The sequence below is a fragment of the Rhizobium sp. AG207R genome (assembly GCF_027109195.1).
Classification (GTDB): Bacteria; Pseudomonadota; Alphaproteobacteria; order Rhizobiales; family Rhizobiaceae; genus Rhizobium; species Rhizobium dioscoreae.
The window spans coordinates 165,467-187,202 of the sequence record NZ_JAEPVT010000007.1; the positions used below are offsets into that span (position 1 = coordinate 165,467).

Consider the following 21,736-nt stretch of genomic DNA (forward strand, 5'->3'; position numbering starts at 1 on the left):
TGCTTTGTACTCCTCAGGCTATGATATCGGGGATGATCTGGTCTTCCAGCTTGGTCAGCTTGTCCTTGATGACGAGCTTCTTCTTCTTCATGCGCTGGATGCGAAGGGCGTCGCAGCCCGTCTCGATCATGGCATTGATTGCGGCATCATAATCCTCGTGTTCCTGGCGCAAACGCGCCACGATCAGCCTGATTTCCGCCTGTTCCTGATCGGCCATGTTCATTTCCCCAGCATATCGCGGAATCGCATTCGTTCCGCCTCCTGAATTCCGCAAGCTCCTATCACCAAATGGCGATAACGGGAAGTTATCCTTCATCACGAATTTGCCGCCTATAGGCCACGTTTTCACCTTCGACAACGGCCGGATATTATGGCACAGTGGGAGGGTTGACACCTAGGGCCTTGGCGAATGGATGGTCAGGGCCCTTAAAGAGGAAGGAAGGGTCATATGACTGTTCAAGCTCATCTTGAATCGCTCGAAAAGAAACATGTCGCGCTTGAGGAGGCGCTCCATGCGGCAATGTCATCTCCCTCTAGCAATGATACGGAAATAGCCGACATCAAACGCAGGAAACTGCGCGTCAAGGACGAAATCCAACGTCTGCGTTCCTCAGTCCACTGAGGCAACGTTCCAAAGTTTAAAAGCCATCGATCTTGAGGGCAAGAGAGGCGGATCGAAAGGTCTTAAGGCAAATTCCCGGTCAGGATCGATGAGCATTTCCGTTTAACGGATGCGCCAACTTCATAGCGTCGGAGGTAGGGGTTGGCGCAATTTTCCTGTTTTACGCAGCAACGCTGCCAACGATTATTTTAACTGGAGTAGATTTTGGGTGGTGCCATTGCAACACCTATGTAGACTGCCAGCGCCATATTTCCTTGTCGTGCCAATAGCTCGCAACTGCGTAAATATTGAAGCCTTTGACGGTGCAAATAATTACCCCCGCGAGCGTGTACGCTATTGGCCCCAGGGAATAAAGCTGAATGTATGCCGTCAGAATTTCCCAGAAAATCACGGCTACATAAATGGAGTAGGCAGCCACAAATAACTTCCAAAAGTGTCTTGAGCCAAATGGCAGTCTTAATGAAAACAATAATACAACGATGCACTCCGGAAACGAAATCAACCATGGATATATGTCGAGGAATTCCAGAGTAACACCGTCAGTATAGGCGTAATATATGTATGCTGCTTGCAGAAGCAGCGTAAATACTGTTACCATAATCCACTTGAGCTGGATTGTGGGCTTTTGGGAGTTCTTAAGCTCAGATCGCCTCACCGCGGGCGGGTGGGTGGCGGTCTGCGAAAAACGCGGCGATCCCATTTATGACTCCGAGTTTCATCATGCTGCCCCACGGCGAGTCCCGCAGGGATATTCGCGTATTACGCGTGAATCTTTACTTTCGCGTGAAATTGTTGAAGTGTTTTTTAAAAGTCACCGGAGGCTTTGCCGCAATGTCCGCCATTGGTGCATGATGACGCTATTGGTTCCCTTAATTTTCCAGAAGCGGCTAAGCAAAGGTCTCTCTTCAGGACCAGAACTGATCCAGCCACAAATTCAGCTTGTCGAAGCCGCGGCTGTTGACCGCATAGATGCGTTTCGTGCCTTCGTTGGTGACGGAAACGAGGTTGCTGTCGAGCAGCGCCTTGAGATGCTGTGAGACGGCCGGGCGGCTGATCGGCAGGCCCTGCGCCAGTTCGTTGACCGTCTTGGGTGCGCGGCGCAATTCCTCCAGCAGATGACGCCGGTTCGGATCCGCGATGGCTGCGAAAGGGTCCATGGTCGACATGGGCGAAAGCTACGTCAAACACCAAAGGGCGGCAAGTTAATTGTGCGCTGCATGATATATTGTGAGAATGGTCGCTTGCGAAGGTTCGCGTCGTAAGTGTCCTCTGCTGCGAATTGCCGGTTTCGGCCGCTGCCCCTTGTCAGAGAGAGCTAACGGATTTACTCACGATTATCGAACCGGTGCGCCGTCGCTGACGATGGAAGCCGAAACCATGGAAGCTCGCATGACCGTGCCCGAAGATCGTTGCCGCCTCGTTCTCATCGTTCCCGACATTGCCGATATCGAGCAGCGGGCGAAGGCGGTGGCCGATGCCTTGAGGGGTGGAGACGTCGCCTCGGTGATCATTCCCCAGTACGGTCTCGATGACAGCACCTTCCAGAAACATGCGGAAAAGCTGGTGCCGGTCATTCAGGCCGCAGGTGCAGCAGCGCTCATCGCCGGGGACAGCCGCGTCGCGGGCCGTGCCAAGGCTGATGGGTTGCATATTGCCGGCAATATCACCGAGCTTACGGAAGCCGTCGAAAAATTCGTGCCGAAGCTGATCGTCGGCGGTGGCAGCGCGGCCGATAGGCATAGCGCGCTGGAGGTCGGCGAGCTCAGGCCGGACTATATCTTCTTCGGCAAGCTTGACGGCGACATCAAGCCGGAGGCACATCCGAAGAACCTGGCACTCGGCGAATGGTGGGCCTCGATGATCGAAATTCCCTGCATCGTCATGGGTGGCACCGATCCGAAGTCGGCGCTGGACGTAGCCCTGACGGGTGCCGAGTTCGTCGCGCTGCATCAGGCGGTTTTTGCCGACCCTGCGGCAGCCCCCTCCATCGTCGCGGAAGTGAATGCGCTTCTGGACGAAAAAGCGCCACGGTTTGAGGATTGATAGCGATTCATGTCGTCAGCGCCTCGATTCCGCCATCGATCCTTCCTTGCCGTGCTTGCAGCCGGGCTCGCGGCATTTCCGTTGCTGGCCGCAGCGCAATCAGGCAACAGTGATACGTCGCTGCCCGGTGTTTCGCAGCCGGCGGAGAAGGGCGCGCGTCCCGATGACAACGCACAAACCGACGACGACACAACTGTGCCGGCTGCACCGCAGCATAACGACAATGTCATGACGCGGCCTTTGGGCGCCGATGCCGGCACCTTCAAGACCGAAAAGATTCAGCCGGGCGCGGAGCCGAAAGCTGACAGCGACATCAAGCCATCCCAGGGTGTCGGGGTTTTCGAGCGCATGGGGGCAAACTTGCCCGACCTGCCGCCGGAAAAGCCCTTCACCGGCAAGGTGGACGATGCTTATGGCGCCTTCCAGCGCGGCTATTACCTGACCGCCTTCCAAAAAGCATTGCCGCGGGCGCAGCTTGGCGATCCGGCCGCACAGACCTTGATCGCGGAGCTGATGGCACAGGGCCTGGGCGTTAAACGCGACACGAAGGACGCCGCCTTCTGGTACGGCAAGGCGGCCGAGGGCGGCGATCCCACGGCGATGTTCAAATACGCGCTGATCCTGATGGAAGGGCGCGATGTGCCCCGCGATCAGAAGAAGGCCGACGACTGGATGAAGAAGGCGGCCGATGCGGGTCAGCCTTCGGCGGAATTCAACGTAGCCCAGATGCTGACGGCCGAAAATCCTGGCCCCAAGGGCCTGCAGATGGCGCTTCCCTATTATGAGAAATCTGCCGAGCAGGGCATCGCCGACGCGCAATATGCCGTGTCGCAGCTCTATCTCAACCTTCCCGACCTGCCGCCGGAAAAGAAAGCGCGTGCGCGGGAATGGCTGTCGCGTGCCGCCAATGCCGGCTTCGATACCGCACAGCTCGACATGGGCATCTGGCTGATCAACGGCACCGGCGGCGCACAGGATCTCGAAAACGGCTTCAACTGGATGAGGGTTGCAGCCTATCGCGGCAACGTCGTTGCGCAGAACAAGCTGGCGCATCTTTATATCAATGCCATCGGCACGAAGCAGGATCCGGTGGCGGCCGCTACCTGGTATGTCATTTCCCGCCGTGCCGGCCTGAAAGACCCCGAGCTCGAGGATTTCTATCAAGGAATCGAGGACTATCAGCAGAAGGCAGCCATCGACGCAGCCAACAAGTATCGGCGCGCGCGATAATAAAGGTGTCGGATTGAGCCTTGGCGGGGCTGATCTGAGATCAGTTTGCGTCTGCCATGGTCTCGCCACTTGAAATTCCCCCGATTTTATGGTCTTGAGGCCGCCAATCTTTATTTCCGCTGACGCTCCCGCTCCGTCGGGGCCTGCTTTCAGGCCCGATCAGCGCTTTCTGCATTACCCAAGGAAACCCGATGGCCCGTTCTGCTCTTCTCAATGTCATGGTTCAGGCTGCCCTCAAGGCAGGCAAGTCGCTCAGCCGCGATTTCGGCGAAGTGCAGAACCTGCAGGTTTCGGTGAAGGGACCGGGCGATTTCGTCAGCCAGGCGGATCTGAAGGCGCAGAAGATCATCCGCGACGAGCTGTTGAAGGCACGCCCGACCTATGGTTTCCTCGGCGAGGAGAGCGAAGAGGTCAAGGGCACGGACGGTGCTCATCGCTGGATCGTCGATCCACTCGACGGTACCACCAATTTCCTGCACGGCATTCCGATGTTTGCCGTTTCGATCGCGCTTGAGCGCAATGACGAGATCGTCGCCGGCGTCATCTTCAATCCGGCGACCGACGAACTCTATACGACCGAACGCGGCGGCGGCGCATTCCTAAACGATCGTCGCCTGCGCGTCGCCTCGCGCCGTGTGCTGTCGGACAGCGTTATCGGCTGCGGCGTTCCGCATCTTGGCCGCGGCAATCACGGCAAGTTCCTCGTCGAGCTGCGGCATGTCATGGGCGAAGTCGCGGGCGTGCGCCGTCTCGGTTCCGCATCGCTCGATCTTGCCTATGTCGCTGCCGGCCGCTTCGACGGCTTCTGGGAAACCGGCCTGTCTCCCTGGGATATCGCAGCCGGCATTCTGCTGATTCGCGAAGCCGGCGGTTTCGTCTCGGATTTCCATGGCGGCACGGACATGCTCGGCACCAATTCGATCATCTGCGGCAACGAGCATATCCAGAAAGCACTCGCCGAAGTGGTTAAGCGACCGATCCCGACGAAGTAAGCCATTCCTCCGTTCGCTTTTTCGAATGACAAAACAGTCTGTTGCCAACGGACTGTTTTGTGCTTTCCGTCTCTTCAATTCGGCACAATGTTGCTCTAGTCTCCGCCTGCGGAAGATGCGGTGTCGGAGCGTGTGATGGAAAATGTGAATCTGTCGGATCTCGGATCGACCGACAACGTATCGGGAAATTACGCCTACAAGCTTTCAAGCCCGATGGCTTTCTTCTGGACGATGGTTCTTTTCCTGGTCATCGTCGGCTTCATCGTGGCAATCCTTTTCCGCCAGGCGCAGGTCGCCTTTCTGCACAATCCCGGCCTCAATGGCCTGATCGTCGGCGTTCTGGTCGTCGGCATCCTCCTGGTCTTCAACCATGTGCTGATGCTGAGGCCGGAGGTTCGCTGGTTCAATCATTTCCGTGCCGTCGGCAATGCGGACAAGGTCGGCCGTAATCCGCGGCTGCTGGCGCCGATGCGGGCGCTGCTCGGCAACCGCCGGGCGATGCAGCTATCCACCGCGACGCTGCGCTCGATCCTCGATTCGATCGCCACGCGTCTTGACGAATCGCGCGATACCTCGCGCTATCTCATCGGTCTGCTCGTCTTTCTCGGCCTTCTCGGCACTTTCTGGGGTCTGATCGGCACGATCGGCTCTATCAACGACGTCATCCAGGGCCTCGATGCCGGCACCGGCGACACCGGCGATATTCTGAGCGCCTTGAAGACCGGGCTTTCCGGCCCGCTGGTGGGCATGGGTACGGCCTTCTCGTCGTCCCTGCTCGGCCTTTCCGGCTCGCTGATCCTCGGCTTCCTCGACCTGCAGGCCGGCCGTGCGCAGAACCGCTTCTATACCGAACTTGAAAACTGGCTTTCCTCCGTTACCGATGTCGGTTCCGACCTCACGCCTGTCATCGAAAGCGCGGCCGGTGCTTCCTCGGAAGATGTGCGGGCGCTGTCGGACTATCTGCGCAAGATCGCGGAGGAGGGCGGCGGCCAGCGTTCGGTGACCGCCATGGCAAACCTTGCCGAAGGCATTCAGGGCCTGGTCAAGAACATGCGCAACGAGCAGCAAATGTTGCGCGACTGGATCGAGGCGCAGCAGGAAGAGGCGAAATCGATGCGCCGCACGCTCGATCGCCTCGCAGACCGGATCAGCCATACCGAGAAGACCGGGAGCAAGTAGGCCATGGCGCTCGCCCGCAACCGACGCCATCAGAGAAGCGTCGACTACTGGCCCGGCTTCGTCGACGCGCTGTCCACGCTGCTGATGGCGATCATGTTCCTGCTGACGGTATTCGTCGTTGGCCAGTTCATCCTCAGCCGTGAGATTTCGGGGCGCGACGAGGTGCTCAATCGTCTCAACAGCCGCATCAACGATCTGGTACAGCAGCTGGCGCTGGAAAAAGGCGGCAAACAGGATCTGGAGGATGCCGTTGCCAATCTGCAGGCGTCGCTCTCCTCGGCGGAGACTGAGCGGTCGCGGCTGCAGGCCCTGCTCGCAGCAGGCTCCGGCAGCAGCCAGGCTGCAGAGCAGCGGGCCGGATCGCTTTCGCAGGAGCTTGACGAGCAGAAGCAGGTGAGCGCGCGGGCAATGAGCCAGGTCGATCTGCTCAACCAGCAGATTGCCGCCCTGCGCAGCCAGATCGCCGCTATCGAAGCTGCCCTTCAGGCATCGGAAGCCAAGGATCAGTCATCGCAGGTGAAGATTGCCGATCTCGGCCGGCGGCTGAATGTGGCACTGGCACAGCGTGTGCAGGAGCTGAACCGCTATCGTTCCGACTTCTTTGGACGCCTGCGCGAAATCCTTTCCGACCGCGATAACATCCGCATCGTCGGCGACCGCTTCGTGTTCCAATCCGAAGTGCTGTTCCCATCGGGTTCTGCCGATCTCAATCCGGCCGGCCAAACGGAGATGACCAAACTTGCAGCGGCTCTCATCGATCTTTCCAAGGAAATTCCGCCCGAGATCAATTGGGTACTGCGCGTCGATGGCCATACCGACAATGTGCCGCTTTCGGGCAATGGGCGTTATCCGGACAATTGGGCTTTGTCATCCGCGCGCGCCATCGCAGTCGTCAAGTTCCTGATCTCGCAGGGCGTTCCCGCCGACAGGCTGGTCGCGGCGGGCTTCGGCGAGTTCCAGCCGATCGCACCGGGCGATACGCCGGATGCCCGTGCCACCAACCGCCGCATCGAGCTGAAGCTGACGGAAAAATAATCGGTCATCGCTCCGGCGATGCGATACTATCGAGGCGCGCTTGCAGGAATTGCCGCACGGCTTCGCTGTCACTGAGGCCGATTGCGGTGCGATATGCGTGGGAGGCGTTTTCCATATCGCCAGTCTCGGTCAGCAGATGAGCGCGCACGGCCCAATAGGGCTGATAGTTGACGATGTCGCGCCCGGCCATCCGGTTAAGAAGAGCCAAGCCCGCAGCAGGGCCTTCCACTCTGCCCGTCACAGCGGCGTGGCTGACGCGCGCGCCGGTCGTCGGCTTCATGATCACAAGCGCTTCATAGAGCCTGGCAAGAGCGGCCCAGTCGGTCATGCCCGAGCGTCGCCGGTCGGCATGCACGGACTGGATCGCAGCCTGACACTGGAATGGACCGAAACGCCCGAATGCACCGGCCCTTCGCAACAGATTGTCGGCTTCCACGATCATTTCGGCATCCCAAAGGGCCATGTCCTGCTCGTCGAGAGGGACATATCGTCCATTCGCGTCGCGCCGTGCCGCGCGACGGGATTGGCTGTAGAGCATCAGCGATAACAAGCCCGCAGCCTCCGGTTCCTCGGGCAAGGTCGCAAGTAGAGTGCGGCCAAGCCAGATCGCCTCATCCGCTAGGGATCCTTGCTTGCCGATCTCTCCGTCGACCCCGTCCCAGCCGAGGCCATAGGCGGCATATATCGCCGAGAGCACGCTTTCCAATCGGTCCGGCAACACGGACCGTTCCGGAACGATAAAGGGAATATGTGCGTCGCGAATCTTGATTTTTGCCCGTACCAGCCGCTGGCTCATGGCTTGCGGCGAAACGAGGAAGGCCTTGGCGATGGTCGCGGCGTCGACGGCCAGCACGGATTGCAGCATCAGCGGGGTGTGAGCCGAGCGATCCAAAGCCGGATGGGCGCAGACGAAGAGGAGTTTCAGACGCTCATCCGGAAAGGCGGAATTGTCGGCATTCATGCGTTCCTCCGCTTCTTCGAAGGCCATCATGATCCTGTCGCGCGCTCCGGCCCTGACGCTTTCGTGCCTGACCCGGCGAAGGAGGTTACGCTTGGCTACAACCAGCAGCCAGGCTTCCGGATTGTCGGGAATGCCACGTTCCGGCCAAGTACTCAGCGCTGCAGCGATCGCATCGGACAAAGCATCCTCGGCCGCCGGCACGTCGCGGAAGCGTGTGGCGAGAAAGGCAATCAGCTTGCCGTAGGATTGACGCGCCGTTTGCTCGGCGGCGCGTCCGGCATCCAACGTCATGTGATGGCTACATCTGCAGTCGCGGCCGTATCTCGACCGAACCCTGCTGGGAGATCGGGACGCGCAGCGCCCATTCCAGCGCGGCATCGAGATCCGGCACGTCGATCAGGTAGAAGCCGCCAAGCTGCTCCTTACCTTCAGGGAAGGGACCGTCCTTTACCTCATGGTCCTCGCCCTGGCGACGGACGACCGTTGCCGTTTCCGGCGCCGTCAATCCCGCGCCCCCCGTCATGATGCCGGCCTGGATAAGGGCCTGCGTATAGGCGACCCAGCCGTTCTTATAAGTCGGATCGGCACGACGCCCAAAATCCTCGGCTGATTCACGAATAATCAAAGCATATTGCATGAGAAAAGTCTCCCATTTGCAGTTTTGACGATGGCCGAACGGCGTAACCTGCAAAGCTGAATGCCGGAATATACAACACCGCTGGCAAAACGGCTTCCTGCCGCTTCGATATGATGAGCCGTGAGCCTGCGTGAATTCGACACTCGCGGAAAGATTTTTTGAAATTTGTGGCCGAAAAATCAAACGGCCGGCATGCCCGAAGGGCAGCCAGCCGTTGATGGCTTTGCAGCGAGTGCGTGACGCGAGAATTATGCGGTGGCGGTGGTCTGGTCGTCGATGACGGCGCCGCCGACGTGGGCCTTGATCGATTCGATGGCATGCAGGGCCGAGGCCTTCGCCTTATAGCCTTCCGAACCGAACATGGTTTCGCCGTTCGAGGCCTTGAAGCGGAAGCGAAACTCGCCAGCCTTGTCCTTGTAGACTTCAAATTTATACATGGTTCTCGTCTCCTAGAATCGCGTCAGCGCGGGATAACGCCGAAAATCTAGCTCAACTTTGAAACTATTTCTACAAGGTTGTATTTGGCACGACTTGCCCGATTATCGCTATTTCGCAATGAGCATATGCTCCTCGATGCCGGCATCGAATTGCAGGCGGGCGAGCTTCGCATAGATCCCGCCGTGGCGAATCAGGCTCTGGTGCGTGCCTTCCTCGACGATACGGCCCTGATCCAGCACCAGAATGCGGTCGGCCTTGAGGACGGTCGCCAGGCGGTGAGCGATGACGAGGGTCGTGCGCGCCTCCATCAAGCCCTCCAGCGCCTTCTGAACGAGCGTCTCGCTTTCGGCATCGAGAGCGGAGGTTGCTTCATCGAGCAGCAGGATTGGCGCATTCTTCAGGATGGCGCGGGCAATGGCGACGCGCTGGCGCTGGCCGCCTGAAAGAGTGACACCGCGCTCGCCGACCTGCGTATCATAGCCTTGTTCAAGGCGTGAAATGAACTCGTCCGCCTGCGCGGCGATCGCGGCGGCGCGCACCTCGTCGCGCGAGGCGCCAGGGCGGCCGAAGGCGACGTTGTCATGAATGGAGGCTGCGAAGATGGTGGTGTCCTGAGGGACAATTGCGATGCGCTCACGCAGGGCATCCGGCAGCACATCGCGCGCATCGACACCATCCAGGGCGACGTGGCCCTTCTGCGGATCGTAAAAGCGCAGCAGCAGCGAAAAGATGGTGCTCTTGCCGGCGCCCGACGCGCCGACGATCGCGACCGTCTCCCCCGGCTTCACGGAGAAGGAGAGCCCATGCAGCGCCGATCTGTTCGGTCGTGACGGGTAGGAGAAGTGGACGTCGGAAAATTCCACGCGACCCTGCGGCGGTTGCGGCAAGGGCAGGGGATTGGCGGGGGCGGCAATGGGAGACACTTCGGCAAGCAACTCGCCCAAGCGATCGGCAGCACCTGCGGCCTGAGAGAGCTCGCCCCAGACTTCCGATAGTGAGCCCAGCGAAGAGCCAGCGATGACGGAATAGAGGAGAAACTGGCCAAGCGTGCCGGCAGACATGGTGCCGGCAAGCACATTCTGCGCCCCGACCCAGAGAACAGCGACGATGCTGCCGAAGACCATGGCAATGGCGAAGCCCGTCAGCAGCGAGCGGGATCTGATCGCCGCGCGCGCCGCCTGATAGGCATCCTCGACGGCGCTGCCATAGCGCCGCGCCGCGGCATCCTCGCCATTATAGGCCTGAATGGTGCGGTTGGCCGCGATGGTCTCGTTGGCATAGGCGGATGCCTGCGCCAGTGTCTCCTGCGCGGCACGCGAGCGCTTGCGCACCGAACGGCCGAAACTGACAAGCGGCAGGACAATGATCGGGATCGCGATCAGCACGATGCTCGAGAGCTTCGGACTGGTGACGATCATCATGATCACGGCCCCGAGACAGAGGATCAGGTTGCGCAGCGCCACGGAAGCTGTTGCACCGACCGCAGACTTGATCTGCGTCGTATCCGCCGTCAGCCGCGAGACGATCTCGCCGGATTGATTGACGTCGAAGAAGGAGGGCGACAGCCGCGTTACGTGGTCGAAGACTTCGCGGCGCATATCGGAGACGATGCGCTCGCCGATGGAGATGACGAAGTAATAGCGCAGCGCGCTTGCAGCCGCGAGCAACAGGGCCATGATCATGATCGCTACGAAGTAGCTGTCGATCAGACCGCGATCGGCCTGATCGAAGCCGTGATCGATCATGCGGCGGACGGCGACCGGCAAGGCGAGCGAGGTAACGGCGGCGATGACGAGCGATATGATCGCGCCTGCCACCATGCCCCGATATCGCCTGAGGTATGGCGTCAGTCGCCCAAGAGGACGGATCGAACGGTTTTTCTTTTCCTCAGCCTGGCCAGTCTCTGACAAGTCGTCTCCAATCCCCATATCAGCAAGGGACTCGACGTTTTCGCCCCTTGTTATCGCCGCTGCCTTCATGTATAGGCACGCCATCTTAATTGGAAGCCGTGGCCTTTAACGGACTGCGGCTTCATTTATTCAATCGGTTCGGTTGCCGCAATGCCTTGCGACAAATGGACCCTGGCATGACAGGAAGATTGTTATGAAGGCCAACATCCATCCCGACTACCACACCATCAAGGTGGTCATGACCGACGGCACCGAATATGAAACCCGCTCGACCTGGGGTTCTGAAGGCGCTGTCATGAACCTCGAAATCGACTCCAAGTCCCATCCGGCTTGGACCGGCGGCAACCAGCAGATGATGGACCGTGCCGGCCGCGTTTCGAAGTTCAACAAGCGCTTCGGCGGTCTCGGCATCTAATCGCATTGCGATTTGCCGCTTGAAAAGAGCCCGGCTTAGCCGGGCTTTTTTGCGTTGATACAGAGCCTCGCACCCTCATCGCACACGTCGCAGGTAATCCGCGCGATCGAACGGATTTGCCGCTGCGCGCTCCCGTACACGGTGCGGACCCGATAAGGGCATATGGTGATCGAAGGCGTGCTCCAGGACGCCGGCTCCGCCCGACAATCCCGGCAATTGCCTTTGGATCGTGTGGATCATCGATGATGCCACCGTGCCCTCCAGTCGTGCGATACCATCGTCGATCAGCGATCTTCTCATCGATGCGCCGGATTTCGCGAGCAGGCTGTGCACGCCAGCCAACGCCGTTGCCGGTATCTCGACGTGAAAATGCTCGATAGGCTCGCATAGGATCGTCTGTGCGGATGAAAGCGCGGATGCGAGCACCAGCGGCGTCAGCTTGCGGAAGTCGACCGCCGTGCTCGCCGGCGAACTTTGCCGCGCCGCCGTCATGGCGACGTGGCAATCGATGATCTGCCAGCCGAAAAGACCTTCCTTGAGCGTTTCGAACGTAGCTTCCTCGACTGCCCGATAGAAGCTTGCCGGCATCTGGCCGACATCCACCTCGAGGGCAAAGCTGTTTCCGCTGCCTTCCGGCCGTGGCTCGACGCGCAATCCGACGGTTGCGAGAAACGGATTGGGCTCCTTGAATATGTGCTCAACCGCGCTTCCCGTTCCAGCCGGCCTTTCGACATAGATGACGGTGCTTTCCTCGAAGGCGATGTCGAGGCCGAACTCGGTCGAGAGGGTTGCCTGGATGACCTCCTTCTGCACTTCGCCATAGAGCGAGACATATATGTCGCCTGTTTCCTCATTGGCGCGCAGGTTGATGAGCGGATCCTGCTCTGCAAGTTGCCCTAGGGCCAGCCAGAGTGCTGCGTTTTCTGAAGGGCGCAGGGCGCGAATGCGGGTTTCCAAGGTCGGCGGCGCGAAGTGGCGAAGCGTGCCGGGCGGCCCTTCGATGCCGATCCAATCTCCGATGCGGGCATTTGCGAGCCCGCCGACCTTGGCGATCTGCCCCGCGTGAACCTGCGAAACCTTGTCCGCTTTGCCATCGCGGAAAAGCTGAAGACTGCCGATCTTCGCCGAGCCGCGAGGAGTTTCGATATCATCTCGAAGGTTGATCGTGCCCGATGCCAGATAGAGGTAGGCGAGCTTCTCGCCGCCCCACCCGCGTTCAATCTTGAAGATCGTCCCGGAAACCGGGTCGTCATGGTTCGGCTGCCGGCTCGGCAGCAGGGTTTCGATTGCCGAGATCAAGGCAGAGATCCCGAGACCCCGCGTCGCCGCACCGGCAAATGCCGGATGGATAGAGGACTTCGCTACCTGATCGGCCAAGGCTTGTTCCAGCCTCTGTCGTGTCAGGCGCTCGGGAGCCAGAACATAATCTTCCAGCAAAGCCTCGTCGTTGATTGAAAGTGCTTCGCACAGACGCGAGAAATGCGGATCGCCGCCGAGATCGGCAGCTTCCACGGTGGCGAGCCTGCTGCCGGCAGCATGGACGATCGACATTGCAATGGGGCGGACCGCCAGCTGGGTCGCCATATCCTCAAGCACCTCATCATAGCGTGCGCCGAGGCGGTCGACCTTGTTGACGAAGAATATGAAGGGGATCCCGAGGCGTCGCAATGCTTTCACAAGCACGCGCGTCTGTGGCTGCACGCCCTCGACTGCAGACACGACGACCACTGCCGCATCGAGCAGCTGCAGCACCCGTTCGATCTCGGCGATGAAGTCCGGATGGCCAGGCGTATCAATGAGGTTCACCGTGACGTCACCGACGATGAAGGAAACCACCGCGGCGGCGATGGTGATGCCGCGTTGTCTTTCGAGTTCGAGACTATCGGTCTGCGTGCTGCCGGCGTCGACGCTGCCGAGTTTGTCGATTATGCCGGTGTCAAAAAGGAGCCGTTCCGTAAGGCTAGTCTTGCCCGCGTCTACATGGGCGAGGATGCCCAGATTCAATGTGCGCATGGTTCATCATCTTCTCAGAATTTCGGATTTGATTTTCGTGAGAAGTGAGTCGGCGCATTGGGTCCTCCACGCACATTCGATATTGGCCTGCTCCTCCCTTGATAGAAGCACGCACTCTTTTTTACAGAGGTTTCACGGAATCCGTCAAGTTAGGCCCGGCTTCAACTTCAGGCCTAACTCTGCGCACGGCTTTTCGGAGCGCTGGATGATTGCTCAAAACAAAACCGGCCACGTCAGGCGCGGCCGGTTTGAAATCATTGCGGATTGTCTGAAGCTCAGTTGCCGCCAAATGCGGTCTGCAGCAGGGTTAGCTGTGCCTTGACGCTGTTCTGGTTGTCCGGAACGATAGCAGCTTCCGTCGGGCGGTAGATTTCGCGATCGAGAATGGCAACGCGGTTCTGCAGGCGCAGCGAACGCTCCACGAGATCACGGAAGGATTCCGGCAGGTCATTCCAGCCCGGCGCGTTGCGGTCGACGTTGAAGCCGTCGAGGCGAACCTTGTTCTTTTCGGCCAATACCTGATCGCGCGACATTTCGCCATTGTTGACGGCGCGCTGCAGCAGCAGCCAGGAGGCCATCTGCATCAGACGGGTGGTCAGCCGCATGGATTCGGCGGCATAAAGCACGGAAGCCATGCGCGGCAGAACCTTCGAAGCGGCGCGGCCCTGGCCGTCGAGATAACCGGCGGTTTCTTCGACCAGCGACATGCCTTCAGAATAAAGCGCCCTGAACTGCGCCGACGATGCGGCGTGGCCAGCAAAGCTGATCGTGTTCAACCCAAGTTCCGACATCGAATAAATCCCTGCTTCACGCAACACTTTTGTTCAGGAAAAGCCGGTCAAGTCCCTAAGAGCTTTCGGCATCCGCTTTTATGACTTTAAGATGGTTGTTTTAACTGAAATTCGCAAGGCGATTCTTAAGAAAGGGTTAATCTCCACAGTTTCGGCGAGGTCCGCGATACAGGACAAAAAAGAAGAGCCGCAAAAGCGGCTCTCAAGGTAAAACAGGGAGAAAAATCAGACCAATTCGCCAAGTGGAGGAACTGTCTGAGTCCAGAGCGAATCTGGATGGTCATAGTAATATGTCGTAAAGCTTAATATTGAGTTGACCATGCCTTGATCCTGGACTCCCCCGCACGGATTTCGTGCTATGGCAAGCCACCTTGGAACGGTGCGTCAGAAGCGGAAAAGACTATCCGCCGCCTTTCGGCCGGAGGTCTTGGTGGCGATTTCCTCTTCCAGCCGGGCTATCTCGCCCTGAAGCAATGCGACGCGACTTTTCAGCTCGTCCACCGACAGTAACGACAGGTCACTACCGATCTCGTGGGCGGACGGCTGCTTGGGACGATCATCATCGAATAGGCTCATTTCGGCTCCTCCTTTCCCTTGTCAGGGGATCAGGTGCCGTAATTTACAGTTATATCGTCCTTTTTTGAAGTCTCGCTGCGTGCGAGCGCCATGCTCTCCGGCGTGATCATCTGCGCGTTGGCCGACGGCATGGTCGTGTAGGCGTCACGATCGCCCGCCGGCTTTGCGGCACGCATGCGGCTGCGGAAGATCGAATAGGAGGTAATCAGCACATGGGCGATGGCGGTGACGAAGAACAGCGAGTAGGGGCCGATGGAGGACATGACCGGGCCGCTCAGAGTCGGGCCGATGATCGTGCCGATGCCATAGAGCAGTAGCAGGCCGCCCGACACTTTGACGAAATCCTCCGGCGCGGCGAAGTCGTTGGCATGGGCGACGGCAATCGGATAGAGGGTGTTGGCGACGGCGCCATAGATGACGACCATGCTGATGAGGAAAGCCGGGCTGCCCGGCTTCAACAGGAAGAGCAGCAGGCCGTCGAGGGCTGCGATTGCAGCCATGCCCGCAAGCACGTAGCGGCGGTCGATGCGATCGGACAGGCGGCCGGCCGGCAGCTGCATCACGGCGCCGGCAAAGATGGTCGAGCTCATCATCAGCGCGATATCGCCTTCTGAAAGGCCGGCCTTGGCGCCGAAGACGGCGCCGAGCGTGCCGTATGCGCCATTGGCGATGCCGACGAGCAGGATGCCGATCGAGGCGACGGGCGAGTTGCGGTAGAGCGCCCTCAGGTCGAGGCTGACGGCCTTCAGCGGCTGCGGCGAGGCGGCGGTCGACAGCGTGGTCGGCAGCATGGCGATACAATAGCAGATGCCGCACACCATGAAGAGGATGGGCGTATGGACATCGGCGAAGGGCACCATCATCTGGCCGGCGACGGCGCCGATGAGGGTGATGCCGATATAGAGCGAGAAGATCGCACCACGGCTTTCATTGGTGGCGCGTTCGTTGAGCCAGCTTTCGATGATCATCGAAGTGCCGGCCGTGCAGAAGCCGGTCACGGCACGCAACGCCACCCACCAGATGGGGTCGACGATAATGCCGGTCAAAAGCGCGATAATGGCGATGACGGAGATGAAGCCCGAAAAGGCACGCACATGGCCTATGCGCCGGACCAGTTTCGGCGCCGTCAGGCAGCCGAGGACGAAACCCGTCGCCCAGGTGGTGCCGAGCAGGCCGAGCGTCGTCGTCGCATAGCCTTCGGCCGTGCCGCGCACAGGCAGCAGCAGGCTGTGCAGGCCATTGCCCGTAAACAGGAACAGCGTGCCGAACAGCAGAGCGAGTACCGGCAATATGTTTCTTTTCATGCTCCCCACCTTCATGCCGCTCCATTTAAGGAGCCGAAAGACAGGATCGTGCCCTGCCTGCATTCGCTATTGATTGTGTCCCGGATTGCCGCTATCGGCCTGTAGAAACAGTCTGTTGGCGCGGAAAAATGTCCGTCCTATGACGATTAGAGCATGATCGCGAAAGGCGTGCAGCGGTTTTTGGTCGCGGCTGCACTCACTCTTGCATAAACGGGGAAAAATAGCGTGACAAAAGCCATAGCGATGCTGCTTCTGCTCGCCATGGCGGTGCACATCATCAAGCCTTTGGGGCTACCGGGCTTGAGGCACAGGGCCGATTTCTGGAAGATCGCTATCTTCGCCTTTGCCGTCTGGACGGTGGCGCTCGTTATCAACGAGGTGTTTTAGCGCATTTTAGGCTAAATTCAGGGCTTCAGCGCCGCCACGCGCGGCTGCCTAAAGTTGGATCTCTCCGCGCATGAGGGAGACGCAGCTGCCCGACAGCAAGACTTCGTTTACCGTGCCGGCAGATTTCCTGACATCAACGCCGATAAGGCTGCGTCTTCCCATCTCCACGCCCTGTTCGATGGTGATTTTTATCTCCGCATCCTGTGCCGGCAGCAGGGAAGTCAGATAGGCGCCGATCGCGGCAGAGGCGCTGCCGGTCGCCGGGTCTTCCGTAACGTTGTCGAGCGGGGCAAACATGCGGGCGCGAATAGTCCACGGATTTTCCGCCGAGCGCACATAGAGAAAGAGCGAAAAGCCGGTCTTGTCTTCCTTGTGGCGTGCGGCCGCTTCAGCAAAAACGGCGGCGTTCGGCCATGCCTTGGCGAGCGTTTCGAGGCTATCCAGCTCTGCGAAGGCGAAAGGCAGGCCGACGGACGCGAAAGTCGGCGCATGGGTTGTGTGGCGGATCGATTGCGGATCGATCTGCACGCAAGCGGCAATCAGTTCGTCGGCAATGGTTTCGCCGATCGTAAGCCTGCCCGGTGCGCGGATGCTTGCGCCGGAGACGCCGCCACCGTTGCGCAACAACGTTACCTCGACAAGCCCGGCATCCTCTTCGAAGATCAGCCTGTCGCTTATGGATTTTCCGAAGATCGCTTGCTGCTGGCCGAGGACGAAGGCGGTGCCGACATTGGGATGGCCGGCAAAAGGGATTTCGGCCGTGGGCGTGAAGATGCGGACGTGGGCCGTATGCTCCGGGTTTTCCGCCGGCAGCACGAAGGTCGTTTCCGAATAGCAGAATTCGGCTGCGATCTTCTGCATGGCGCCGCTGTCGAGACCGCGGGCATCGGGAATGACGGCCAGGGGATTGCCGACGAAGCGTTCGGATGTGAAGACGTCGACGGTGACGTAGGCAACGGTGTTCATGACGGCTCCCGGCAGCTTTGGTGGAACTGCCAGGATTTAGCCGCTGCTCGGGCAAGCTTGAAAGCTGGAACTTGTGTCCGTGACAAGTTGGCTAACGGTTCTGGCGAAGGCAGCCTCTTATTCCAACCCCTTCTCCTCAACGGGAGAACGGGTTTTCTGCAGCACGCGTGAAGATCGCTTCAATTGCTCTGGAACTGTTTGAGCACGCTGGACCAGAGCTCGACGAGCTCGGCACTGCCGACATCGCCGGGCTTCGCACGGACCGCAGTGTGTACGAGAACCAGATGTGTCGTCGGGTCGACCAGGATGCGCTGGCCGGCTTTGCCGTCCAGGAAAAACGTTCGGCGCGGACCGGGCATCAGCCAGGTCTGATAGCCGTAGCCCCAGGGGTTCGTTTCGTGATTGACCGCCAGGAACGAACCTTGCTTGACCGGCTCCGTGGCATCCAACAGCCATTGGCGGGGTATGATCTGCCGGCCGTTCAAGGCGCCGTCATGCGCGAGCAGCAGGCCAAAGCGGGCATAATCGCGAAGTGTCGCGCTGAAGCAGCAGTAGCCGACCTCTTGGCCGGTGCTGTCGACCTGCCAGTTCGCGCTGGCTTCCGCACCCATCGGCTGCCAGATGCGGGTCTGGAGATAATCCGCCATGCTCATATGGGTGGCGTGGGTCAGGACCAAGCTCAGCCCTTCGGTGTCAAGATTGCTATAGTGCCACACCGTATCGGGAGGAGCGACCCGCTTGTTGAACCGCGATACGGCCGTAATGGGGTCGAGTTTTTCCGGGCCGAGCAATGAATTGCTGAGATGAACGTTGTCGTCGGGGTTGCCGAAGTTTTCGGTGAAGGCAATGCCGGAAGCCATATGCAGCAATGCGCGGATCGGCGTAACGCCCATCTCTGTGCCTTTCAGTTCCGGCACATAGGTCTCAACCGTATCGTCGATCGAATGGATGGCGCCCTCGGAAATCGCAATTCCGATCATCATGGCGGTCAAGGTTTTCGCCATGGATTGCGAGACAAGCCGGTCGCGGTCGGTGCGGCCATATTGGTAATGTTCGAACAGGATCGTGTCGTTGTGGGCAATCAGCAGGCCAGTGGTGGGATTGGTGGCGAGATATTTCGACAAGGAGCCGGTTTCCGTGCCGAACGTGAACTTGACCGAAATCTCGGACGGCGCGCGTAAGAGGAGTAGCGGATGCTCGGCGGCGGCGATCATATGCGTTGGCGCAAGCTTATCGGCGTGACTGAAATTGCCGATCATGTTCCGTTGTTCGCTCAGCGGCAGGCCGACGGGATAGCCGAGTTTCTCACCGTAAGCCTCTGCATCCGGTCCTGTCGCGGAAAAGATGGGAACGGCCGTCTGCAATTGTTGGGCGCGAGAAGTGTCTATTTGTGCAACTAAGAATACAGAAAGAACAGCAACAAAACTGCGCCAGGCAAGCATATGGCAACCCCTCTATTTGGCCCCTTTATTATAAATGGGACAATCCAGTGCCGTGTTTTCGTAACATCCATTTGACACGGATTGTTTTCCGATATCACGGCAAGCCTATTCTTGTCATTGTGACAGATGTGACTTGCTCTGTTCTGAACGCCGAGCTGGCTATTCCCCGAAAGCAAAAAAGCCTCGGTCGCATCGCGACCGAGGCTTTTCGTTCATTCGAATACTCAAGTGGTTCAGCTTTTCACAGCGTCATCGAACCACTCTATCCCTTTGTTTCCAAGCAATTCCGAGAAAATTGCAGTACCCTTTTCCTGGACTTGCTCCAGCTGACATCAGGCCGCCTGTTCGCGATCCTTCGTCCAGCTACCCTTGGCGGCGAGATAGTTCATCTCGGCGCGATGGGTGAAAGCACGTTGGCCGGCGGCAACGTTTTCCGGCTTGCCGCCCCATGCCTTCAGCGCGCTGTCCTGCAGGGCGCGACCATAGGAGAAGGTCACTTTCCAGGGCAGTTCATAACCGGAGTTGATGGCGGAGAGATGGGCCGTCGCCTCTTCGGTGGACTGGCCGCCGGAGAGGAAGGCGATGCCGGGAACGGCCGACGGAACGGTTTCCTTCAAAACCTTGACGGTGCGCTCGGCGACCTGCTCGACCGAGGCCTTGCGGACCTTCTTGCCGTCGATGACCATGCTCGGCTTGAGGATCATGCCTTCGAGCTTGATGCGGGCTTCTGCGAGTTCCTGGAAGACGATCTGCAGCGTCCAGCGGGTGACTTCCTCGCTGCGATCGAGGCTCTGCGTGCCGGGTTCGCCATCCATCAGCACTTCCGGTTCAACGATCGGGACGATCTTGGCCTGCTGGCAGAGGGCGGCATAACGGGCAAGCGCGTGGGCGTTGGCCTTGATGGCGCCATAGGTCGGCAGCGTATCGGAAACGGCGATCACGCCACGCCACTTGGCGAAGCGGGCGCCGGCGTCATAATATTTCGCCAGACGATCCGCGAGGCCGTCCAGGCCTTCGGTAACGGTTTCGCCGGGGAAGGCGGCGAGCGGCTTGGCGCCGACATCGACCTTGATGCCGGGAATGCTGTCGGCAGCCTTGATGATATCGACGAAGGGGGTGCCGTCGGCGGCCTTCTGGAAGAGGGTTTCCTCATAGAGGATGACGCCGGAGATGTACTTCTTCATTGCGTCGTCGGAGCGGAAGAGCATTTCGCGATAGTCGCGGCGGCTCTCTTCCGTTGATACGAGAGAGATGGCGTCGAAGCGCTTCTTGATCGTGGCGGTGGATTCGTCCGCCGCCAGGAGGCCCTTGCCACCAGCAACCATCTTTACGGCAATGTCTTCAATTCGTTCGCTCATTTTGTTTCTCCAAGGCGATTTCATTCGGCGACAAGAACAATATAGATCGGCGATAACAGAAGTGTAGAAGGAGGGAAATGGGAGGCTAACTAATTGAAACGATTGAAATGATTTCAACCGTTTGAAAGTCTTTCATGTAATCCTAGCACTCATGGAAAAGCCGCGAAAGCTTTAGCTTTCGCGGCCCGCATCGTTCACCGTGATAAGGCTTGTTTATTTGCTGGCCCGCAGAACTGCGACACCCGGCAGAACCTTGCCTTCCATCCATTCGAGGAACGCGCCGCCCGCCGTCGAGACATAGGTGAAGTCGTCGGCAACGCCGGCATGGTTGAGCGCCGAAACCGTGTCGCCGCCGCCGGCGACCGAGGTCAACTTGCCGGACTTGGTGCATTCGGCGGCATATTTGGCAACTGCGACGGTTGCGGCATCGAAAGGCGTGATTTCGAAGGCGCCGAGCGGGCCGTTCCAGACCAGCGTCGTGGCACGGCCGATCCAGTTCTTGACGGCTTCGACGGACTTCGGACCGACATCGAGGACCATGGCATCGGCGGGGATCGCTTCGATCGCGACGATTTCGTTGTCGGCACCGGCCTTGAATTCGCGAGCGACGACGCCGTCCTCAGGCAGCACGATCGCGCAGCCGGCTGTGGCGGCCTCGATCATGATCTGCTTGGCTGTGTCTGCAAGGTCATGTTCGCAGAGCGATTTGCCGACATTGGTGCCTCGGGCGGCGAGGAAGGTGTTGGCCATGCCGCCGCCGATGACGAGCGCATCGACCTTCTTCACCAGGTTCGTCAGAAGGTCGATCTTGGTGGAAACCTTGGCGCCGCCGACGATGGCGACGACCGGGCGGACCGGATTGCCGAGGCCCTTTTCCAGGGCTTCAAGCTCTGCCTGCATCGTGCGGCCCGCATAGGCCGGCAGCAGGTGGGCGAGACCCTCGGTCGAGGAATGGGCGCGATGGGCAGCGGAGAAGGCATCGTTGACGTAGATATCGCCATTGGCGGCAAGTGCCCTGGTGAAGGCCGCGTCGTTCTTTTCCTCTTCCTTGTGGAAGCGGGTGTTTTCCAGCAGCAGGATGTCGCCGTTGTTCATCTTGGCAACGGCGTCGGCAGCCGGAGCATCGATGCAGTCGGAGGCGAAGAGAACGGCGTGATCCAGAACTTCTTCGACGGCCGGTATGATGAGGCCGAGGGAGAGGTCCGGGGAGGGGCCATCCTTCGGCCGGCCGAAATGGGCAAGCAGGATGACCTTGGCACCCTTTTCGGACAATTCGAGAATCGTCGGGGCGACACGTTCGATGCGGGTCGCATCGGTGACCTTGCCATCCTTGACCGGCACGTTGAGGTCGACGCGTACCAGTACGCGCTTGCCGGAGATGTCGGTGAGATCGTCGAGAGTTTTGAAGGCTGCCATGGGAGGATCCAATATTGTTGG

Annotated in this window: 22 protein-coding genes; 8 read left to right on the forward strand and 14 right to left on the reverse strand. The window is 59.3% G+C overall.

Annotation, left to right across the window (positions count from 1 at the left end):
* Window positions 1-13: 13 nt before the first annotated feature.
* Entirely contained in the window at window positions 14-217 is a 204-nt protein-coding gene (locus JJQ51_RS18130; protein WP_015341042.1) for a YdcH family protein, read from the reverse strand.
* A gap of 231 nt (window positions 218-448) precedes the next feature.
* Here JJQ51_RS18130 and JJQ51_RS18135 point away from each other — a divergent pair, with 231 nt between their 5' ends.
* Window positions 449-622, forward strand: coding sequence for a YdcH family protein (locus JJQ51_RS18135; RefSeq protein WP_069613224.1), 174 nt, complete (start codon window positions 449-451; stop codon window positions 620-622).
* A gap of 905 nt (window positions 623-1,527) precedes the next feature.
* Here JJQ51_RS18135 and JJQ51_RS18140 read toward each other — a convergent pair.
* Entirely contained in the window at window positions 1,528-1,788 is a 261-nt protein-coding gene (locus JJQ51_RS18140; protein ID WP_015341040.1) for an ArsR/SmtB family transcription factor, read from the reverse strand.
* Between the two features lie 223 nt (window positions 1,789-2,011).
* Between JJQ51_RS18140 and JJQ51_RS18145 the strand changes: the two genes are divergently transcribed.
* The 5 genes from JJQ51_RS18145 to JJQ51_RS18165 all read left to right on the forward strand — a co-directional run bounded on the left by JJQ51_RS18145 (window position 2,012) and on the right by JJQ51_RS18165 (window position 7,101).
* Window positions 2,012-2,665 (forward strand): thiamine phosphate synthase, encoded by a 654-nt coding sequence (locus JJQ51_RS18145; RefSeq protein ID WP_113355247.1) that lies wholly within the window; start codon window positions 2,012-2,014, stop codon window positions 2,663-2,665.
* A gap of 9 nt (window positions 2,666-2,674) precedes the next feature.
* A complete protein-coding gene (locus JJQ51_RS18150; RefSeq protein WP_113330381.1) occupies window positions 2,675-3,895 on the forward strand; it encodes a tetratricopeptide repeat protein in 1,221 nt (406 codons plus the stop codon).
* A 191-nt stretch (window positions 3,896-4,086) separates the two neighbouring features.
* Complete coding sequence (locus tag JJQ51_RS18155; RefSeq protein WP_113389164.1) at window positions 4,087-4,887, forward strand: inositol monophosphatase family protein; 801 nt, start codon at window positions 4,087-4,089, stop codon at window positions 4,885-4,887.
* Window positions 4,888-5,022: 135 nt separating this feature from the next.
* Complete coding sequence (locus tag JJQ51_RS18160; protein ID WP_113355205.1) at window positions 5,023-6,066, forward strand: MotA/TolQ/ExbB proton channel family protein; 1,044 nt, start codon at window positions 5,023-5,025, stop codon at window positions 6,064-6,066.
* A gap of 3 nt (window positions 6,067-6,069) precedes the next feature.
* On the forward strand, window positions 6,070-7,101 hold the full coding sequence (locus tag JJQ51_RS18165) for a peptidoglycan -binding protein (protein WP_113389163.1): 1,032 nt from the start codon (window positions 6,070-6,072) through the stop codon (window positions 7,099-7,101).
* A gap of 4 nt (window positions 7,102-7,105) precedes the next feature.
* On the opposite strand, the gene JJQ51_RS18170 is transcribed toward JJQ51_RS18165, so the two are convergent.
* The 4 genes from JJQ51_RS18170 to JJQ51_RS18185 form a co-directional block, all read right to left on the reverse strand.
* Window positions 7,106-8,353, reverse strand: coding sequence for an RNA polymerase sigma factor (locus JJQ51_RS18170; RefSeq protein WP_113389162.1), 1,248 nt, complete (start codon window positions 8,351-8,353; stop codon window positions 7,106-7,108).
* 7 nt (window positions 8,354-8,360) lie between these two features.
* On the reverse strand, window positions 8,361-8,699 hold the full coding sequence (locus tag JJQ51_RS18175) for a YciI family protein (protein WP_113330377.1): 339 nt from the start codon (window positions 8,697-8,699) through the stop codon (window positions 8,361-8,363).
* Window positions 8,700-8,947: 248 nt separating this feature from the next.
* Entirely contained in the window at window positions 8,948-9,136 is a 189-nt protein-coding gene (locus tag JJQ51_RS18180) for a YegP family protein (protein ID WP_015341032.1), read from the reverse strand.
* Between the two features lie 108 nt (window positions 9,137-9,244).
* The gene (locus JJQ51_RS18185) at window positions 9,245-11,065 is read right to left on the reverse strand and encodes an ABC transporter transmembrane domain-containing protein (protein WP_442967326.1); all 1,821 of its coding nucleotides are present in this window, start codon (window positions 11,063-11,065) and stop codon (window positions 9,245-9,247) included.
* A gap of 175 nt (window positions 11,066-11,240) precedes the next feature.
* On the opposite strand from JJQ51_RS18185, the gene rpmE reads away from it, so the two are divergent.
* Window positions 11,241-11,462, forward strand: a complete 222-nt coding sequence (rpmE, locus tag JJQ51_RS18190) for a 50S ribosomal protein L31 (protein ID WP_034503571.1) — start codon at window positions 11,241-11,243, stop codon at window positions 11,460-11,462.
* 75 nt (window positions 11,463-11,537) lie between these two features.
* Here the strand turns inward: rpmE and JJQ51_RS18195 are convergent, their stop codons facing one another.
* The 4 genes from JJQ51_RS18195 to JJQ51_RS18210 form a co-directional block, all read right to left on the reverse strand.
* A complete protein-coding gene (locus JJQ51_RS18195; RefSeq protein ID WP_269245043.1) occupies window positions 11,538-13,475 on the reverse strand; it encodes an elongation factor G in 1,938 nt (645 codons plus the stop codon).
* A 275-nt stretch (window positions 13,476-13,750) separates the two neighbouring features.
* A complete protein-coding gene (gene rcdA / locus JJQ51_RS18200; RefSeq protein ID WP_113330375.1) occupies window positions 13,751-14,266 on the reverse strand; it encodes a protease adaptor protein RcdA in 516 nt (171 codons plus the stop codon).
* 384 nt (window positions 14,267-14,650) lie between these two features.
* The gene (locus JJQ51_RS18205) at window positions 14,651-14,842 is read right to left on the reverse strand and encodes a DUF1192 domain-containing protein (RefSeq protein WP_069611864.1); all 192 of its coding nucleotides are present in this window, start codon (window positions 14,840-14,842) and stop codon (window positions 14,651-14,653) included.
* 29 nt (window positions 14,843-14,871) lie between these two features.
* Window positions 14,872-16,146: an MFS transporter gene (locus JJQ51_RS18210; RefSeq protein ID WP_113330374.1), complete on the reverse strand. Its 1,275-nt coding sequence runs from the start codon at window positions 16,144-16,146 to the stop codon at window positions 14,872-14,874.
* A gap of 225 nt (window positions 16,147-16,371) precedes the next feature.
* Between JJQ51_RS18210 and JJQ51_RS18215 the strand changes: the two genes are divergently transcribed.
* Window positions 16,372-16,533 carry a hypothetical protein gene (locus JJQ51_RS18215; RefSeq protein WP_269245044.1) on the forward strand — a complete coding sequence of 54 codons (162 nt, stop codon included), beginning with the start codon at window positions 16,372-16,374 and terminating at the stop codon, window positions 16,531-16,533.
* A gap of 48 nt (window positions 16,534-16,581) precedes the next feature.
* Here JJQ51_RS18215 and JJQ51_RS18220 read toward each other — a convergent pair whose 3' ends face one another.
* The 4 genes from JJQ51_RS18220 to JJQ51_RS18235 all read right to left on the reverse strand — a co-directional run bounded on the left by JJQ51_RS18220 (window position 16,582) and on the right by JJQ51_RS18235 (window position 21,715).
* A complete protein-coding gene (locus JJQ51_RS18220; RefSeq protein WP_113389159.1) occupies window positions 16,582-17,499 on the reverse strand; it encodes a PhzF family phenazine biosynthesis protein in 918 nt (305 codons plus the stop codon).
* A gap of 179 nt (window positions 17,500-17,678) precedes the next feature.
* Window positions 17,679-18,863, reverse strand: a complete 1,185-nt coding sequence (locus tag JJQ51_RS18225; RefSeq protein WP_269245045.1) for a serine hydrolase domain-containing protein — start codon at window positions 18,861-18,863, stop codon at window positions 17,679-17,681.
* A 410-nt stretch (window positions 18,864-19,273) separates the two neighbouring features.
* Window positions 19,274-20,299: a class I fructose-bisphosphate aldolase gene (locus JJQ51_RS18230; protein WP_113355191.1), complete on the reverse strand. Its 1,026-nt coding sequence runs from the start codon at window positions 20,297-20,299 to the stop codon at window positions 19,274-19,276.
* 213 nt (window positions 20,300-20,512) lie between these two features.
* Window positions 20,513-21,715 (reverse strand): phosphoglycerate kinase, encoded by a 1,203-nt coding sequence (locus JJQ51_RS18235; RefSeq protein ID WP_269245046.1) that lies wholly within the window; start codon window positions 21,713-21,715, stop codon window positions 20,513-20,515.
* Between the last annotated feature and the right edge of the window lie 21 nt (window positions 21,716-21,736).

Excerpts from the sequence above, each read along its gene's own strand:
- JJQ51_RS18130 (WP_015341042.1), bottom strand. The coding sequence starts at position 217 with ATGGCCGATCAGGAACAGGCGGAAATCAGGCTGATCGTGGCGCGTTTG.
- JJQ51_RS18135 (WP_069613224.1), top strand. The coding sequence starts at position 449 with ATGACTGTTCAAGCTCATCTTGAATCGCTCGAAAAGAAACATGTCGCG.
- JJQ51_RS18140 (WP_015341040.1), bottom strand. The coding sequence starts at position 1,788 with ATGTCGACCATGGACCCTTTCGCAGCCATCGCGGATCCGAACCGGCGT.
- JJQ51_RS18145 (WP_113355247.1), top strand. The coding sequence starts at position 2,012 with ATGACCGTGCCCGAAGATCGTTGCCGCCTCGTTCTCATCGTTCCCGAC.
- JJQ51_RS18150 (WP_113330381.1), top strand. The coding sequence starts at position 2,675 with ATGTCGTCAGCGCCTCGATTCCGCCATCGATCCTTCCTTGCCGTGCTT.
- JJQ51_RS18155 (WP_113389164.1), top strand. The coding sequence starts at position 4,087 with ATGGCCCGTTCTGCTCTTCTCAATGTCATGGTTCAGGCTGCCCTCAAG.
- JJQ51_RS18160 (WP_113355205.1), top strand. The coding sequence starts at position 5,023 with ATGGAAAATGTGAATCTGTCGGATCTCGGATCGACCGACAACGTATCG.
- JJQ51_RS18165 (WP_113389163.1), top strand. The coding sequence starts at position 6,070 with ATGGCGCTCGCCCGCAACCGACGCCATCAGAGAAGCGTCGACTACTGG.
- JJQ51_RS18170 (WP_113389162.1), bottom strand. The coding sequence starts at position 8,353 with ATGACGTTGGATGCCGGACGCGCCGCCGAGCAAACGGCGCGTCAATCC.
- JJQ51_RS18175 (WP_113330377.1), bottom strand. The coding sequence starts at position 8,699 with ATGCAATATGCTTTGATTATTCGTGAATCAGCCGAGGATTTTGGGCGT.
- JJQ51_RS18180 (WP_015341032.1), bottom strand. The coding sequence starts at position 9,136 with ATGTATAAATTTGAAGTCTACAAGGACAAGGCTGGCGAGTTTCGCTTC.
- JJQ51_RS18185 (WP_442967326.1), bottom strand. The coding sequence starts at position 11,065 with ATGGGGATTGGAGACGACTTGTCAGAGACTGGCCAGGCTGAGGAAAAG.
- rpmE (WP_034503571.1), top strand. The coding sequence starts at position 11,241 with ATGAAGGCCAACATCCATCCCGACTACCACACCATCAAGGTGGTCATG.
- JJQ51_RS18195 (WP_269245043.1), bottom strand. The coding sequence starts at position 13,475 with ATGCGCACATTGAATCTGGGCATCCTCGCCCATGTAGACGCGGGCAAG.
- rcdA (WP_113330375.1), bottom strand. The coding sequence starts at position 14,266 with ATGTCGGAACTTGGGTTGAACACGATCAGCTTTGCTGGCCACGCCGCA.
- JJQ51_RS18205 (WP_069611864.1), bottom strand. The coding sequence starts at position 14,842 with ATGAGCCTATTCGATGATGATCGTCCCAAGCAGCCGTCCGCCCACGAG.
- JJQ51_RS18210 (WP_113330374.1), bottom strand. The coding sequence starts at position 16,146 with ATGAAAAGAAACATATTGCCGGTACTCGCTCTGCTGTTCGGCACGCTG.
- JJQ51_RS18220 (WP_113389159.1), bottom strand. The coding sequence starts at position 17,499 with ATGAACACCGTTGCCTACGTCACCGTCGACGTCTTCACATCCGAACGC.
- JJQ51_RS18230 (WP_113355191.1), bottom strand. The coding sequence starts at position 20,299 with ATGAGCGAACGAATTGAAGACATTGCCGTAAAGATGGTTGCTGGTGGC.
- JJQ51_RS18235 (WP_269245046.1), bottom strand. The coding sequence starts at position 21,715 with ATGGCAGCCTTCAAAACTCTCGACGATCTCACCGACATCTCCGGCAAG.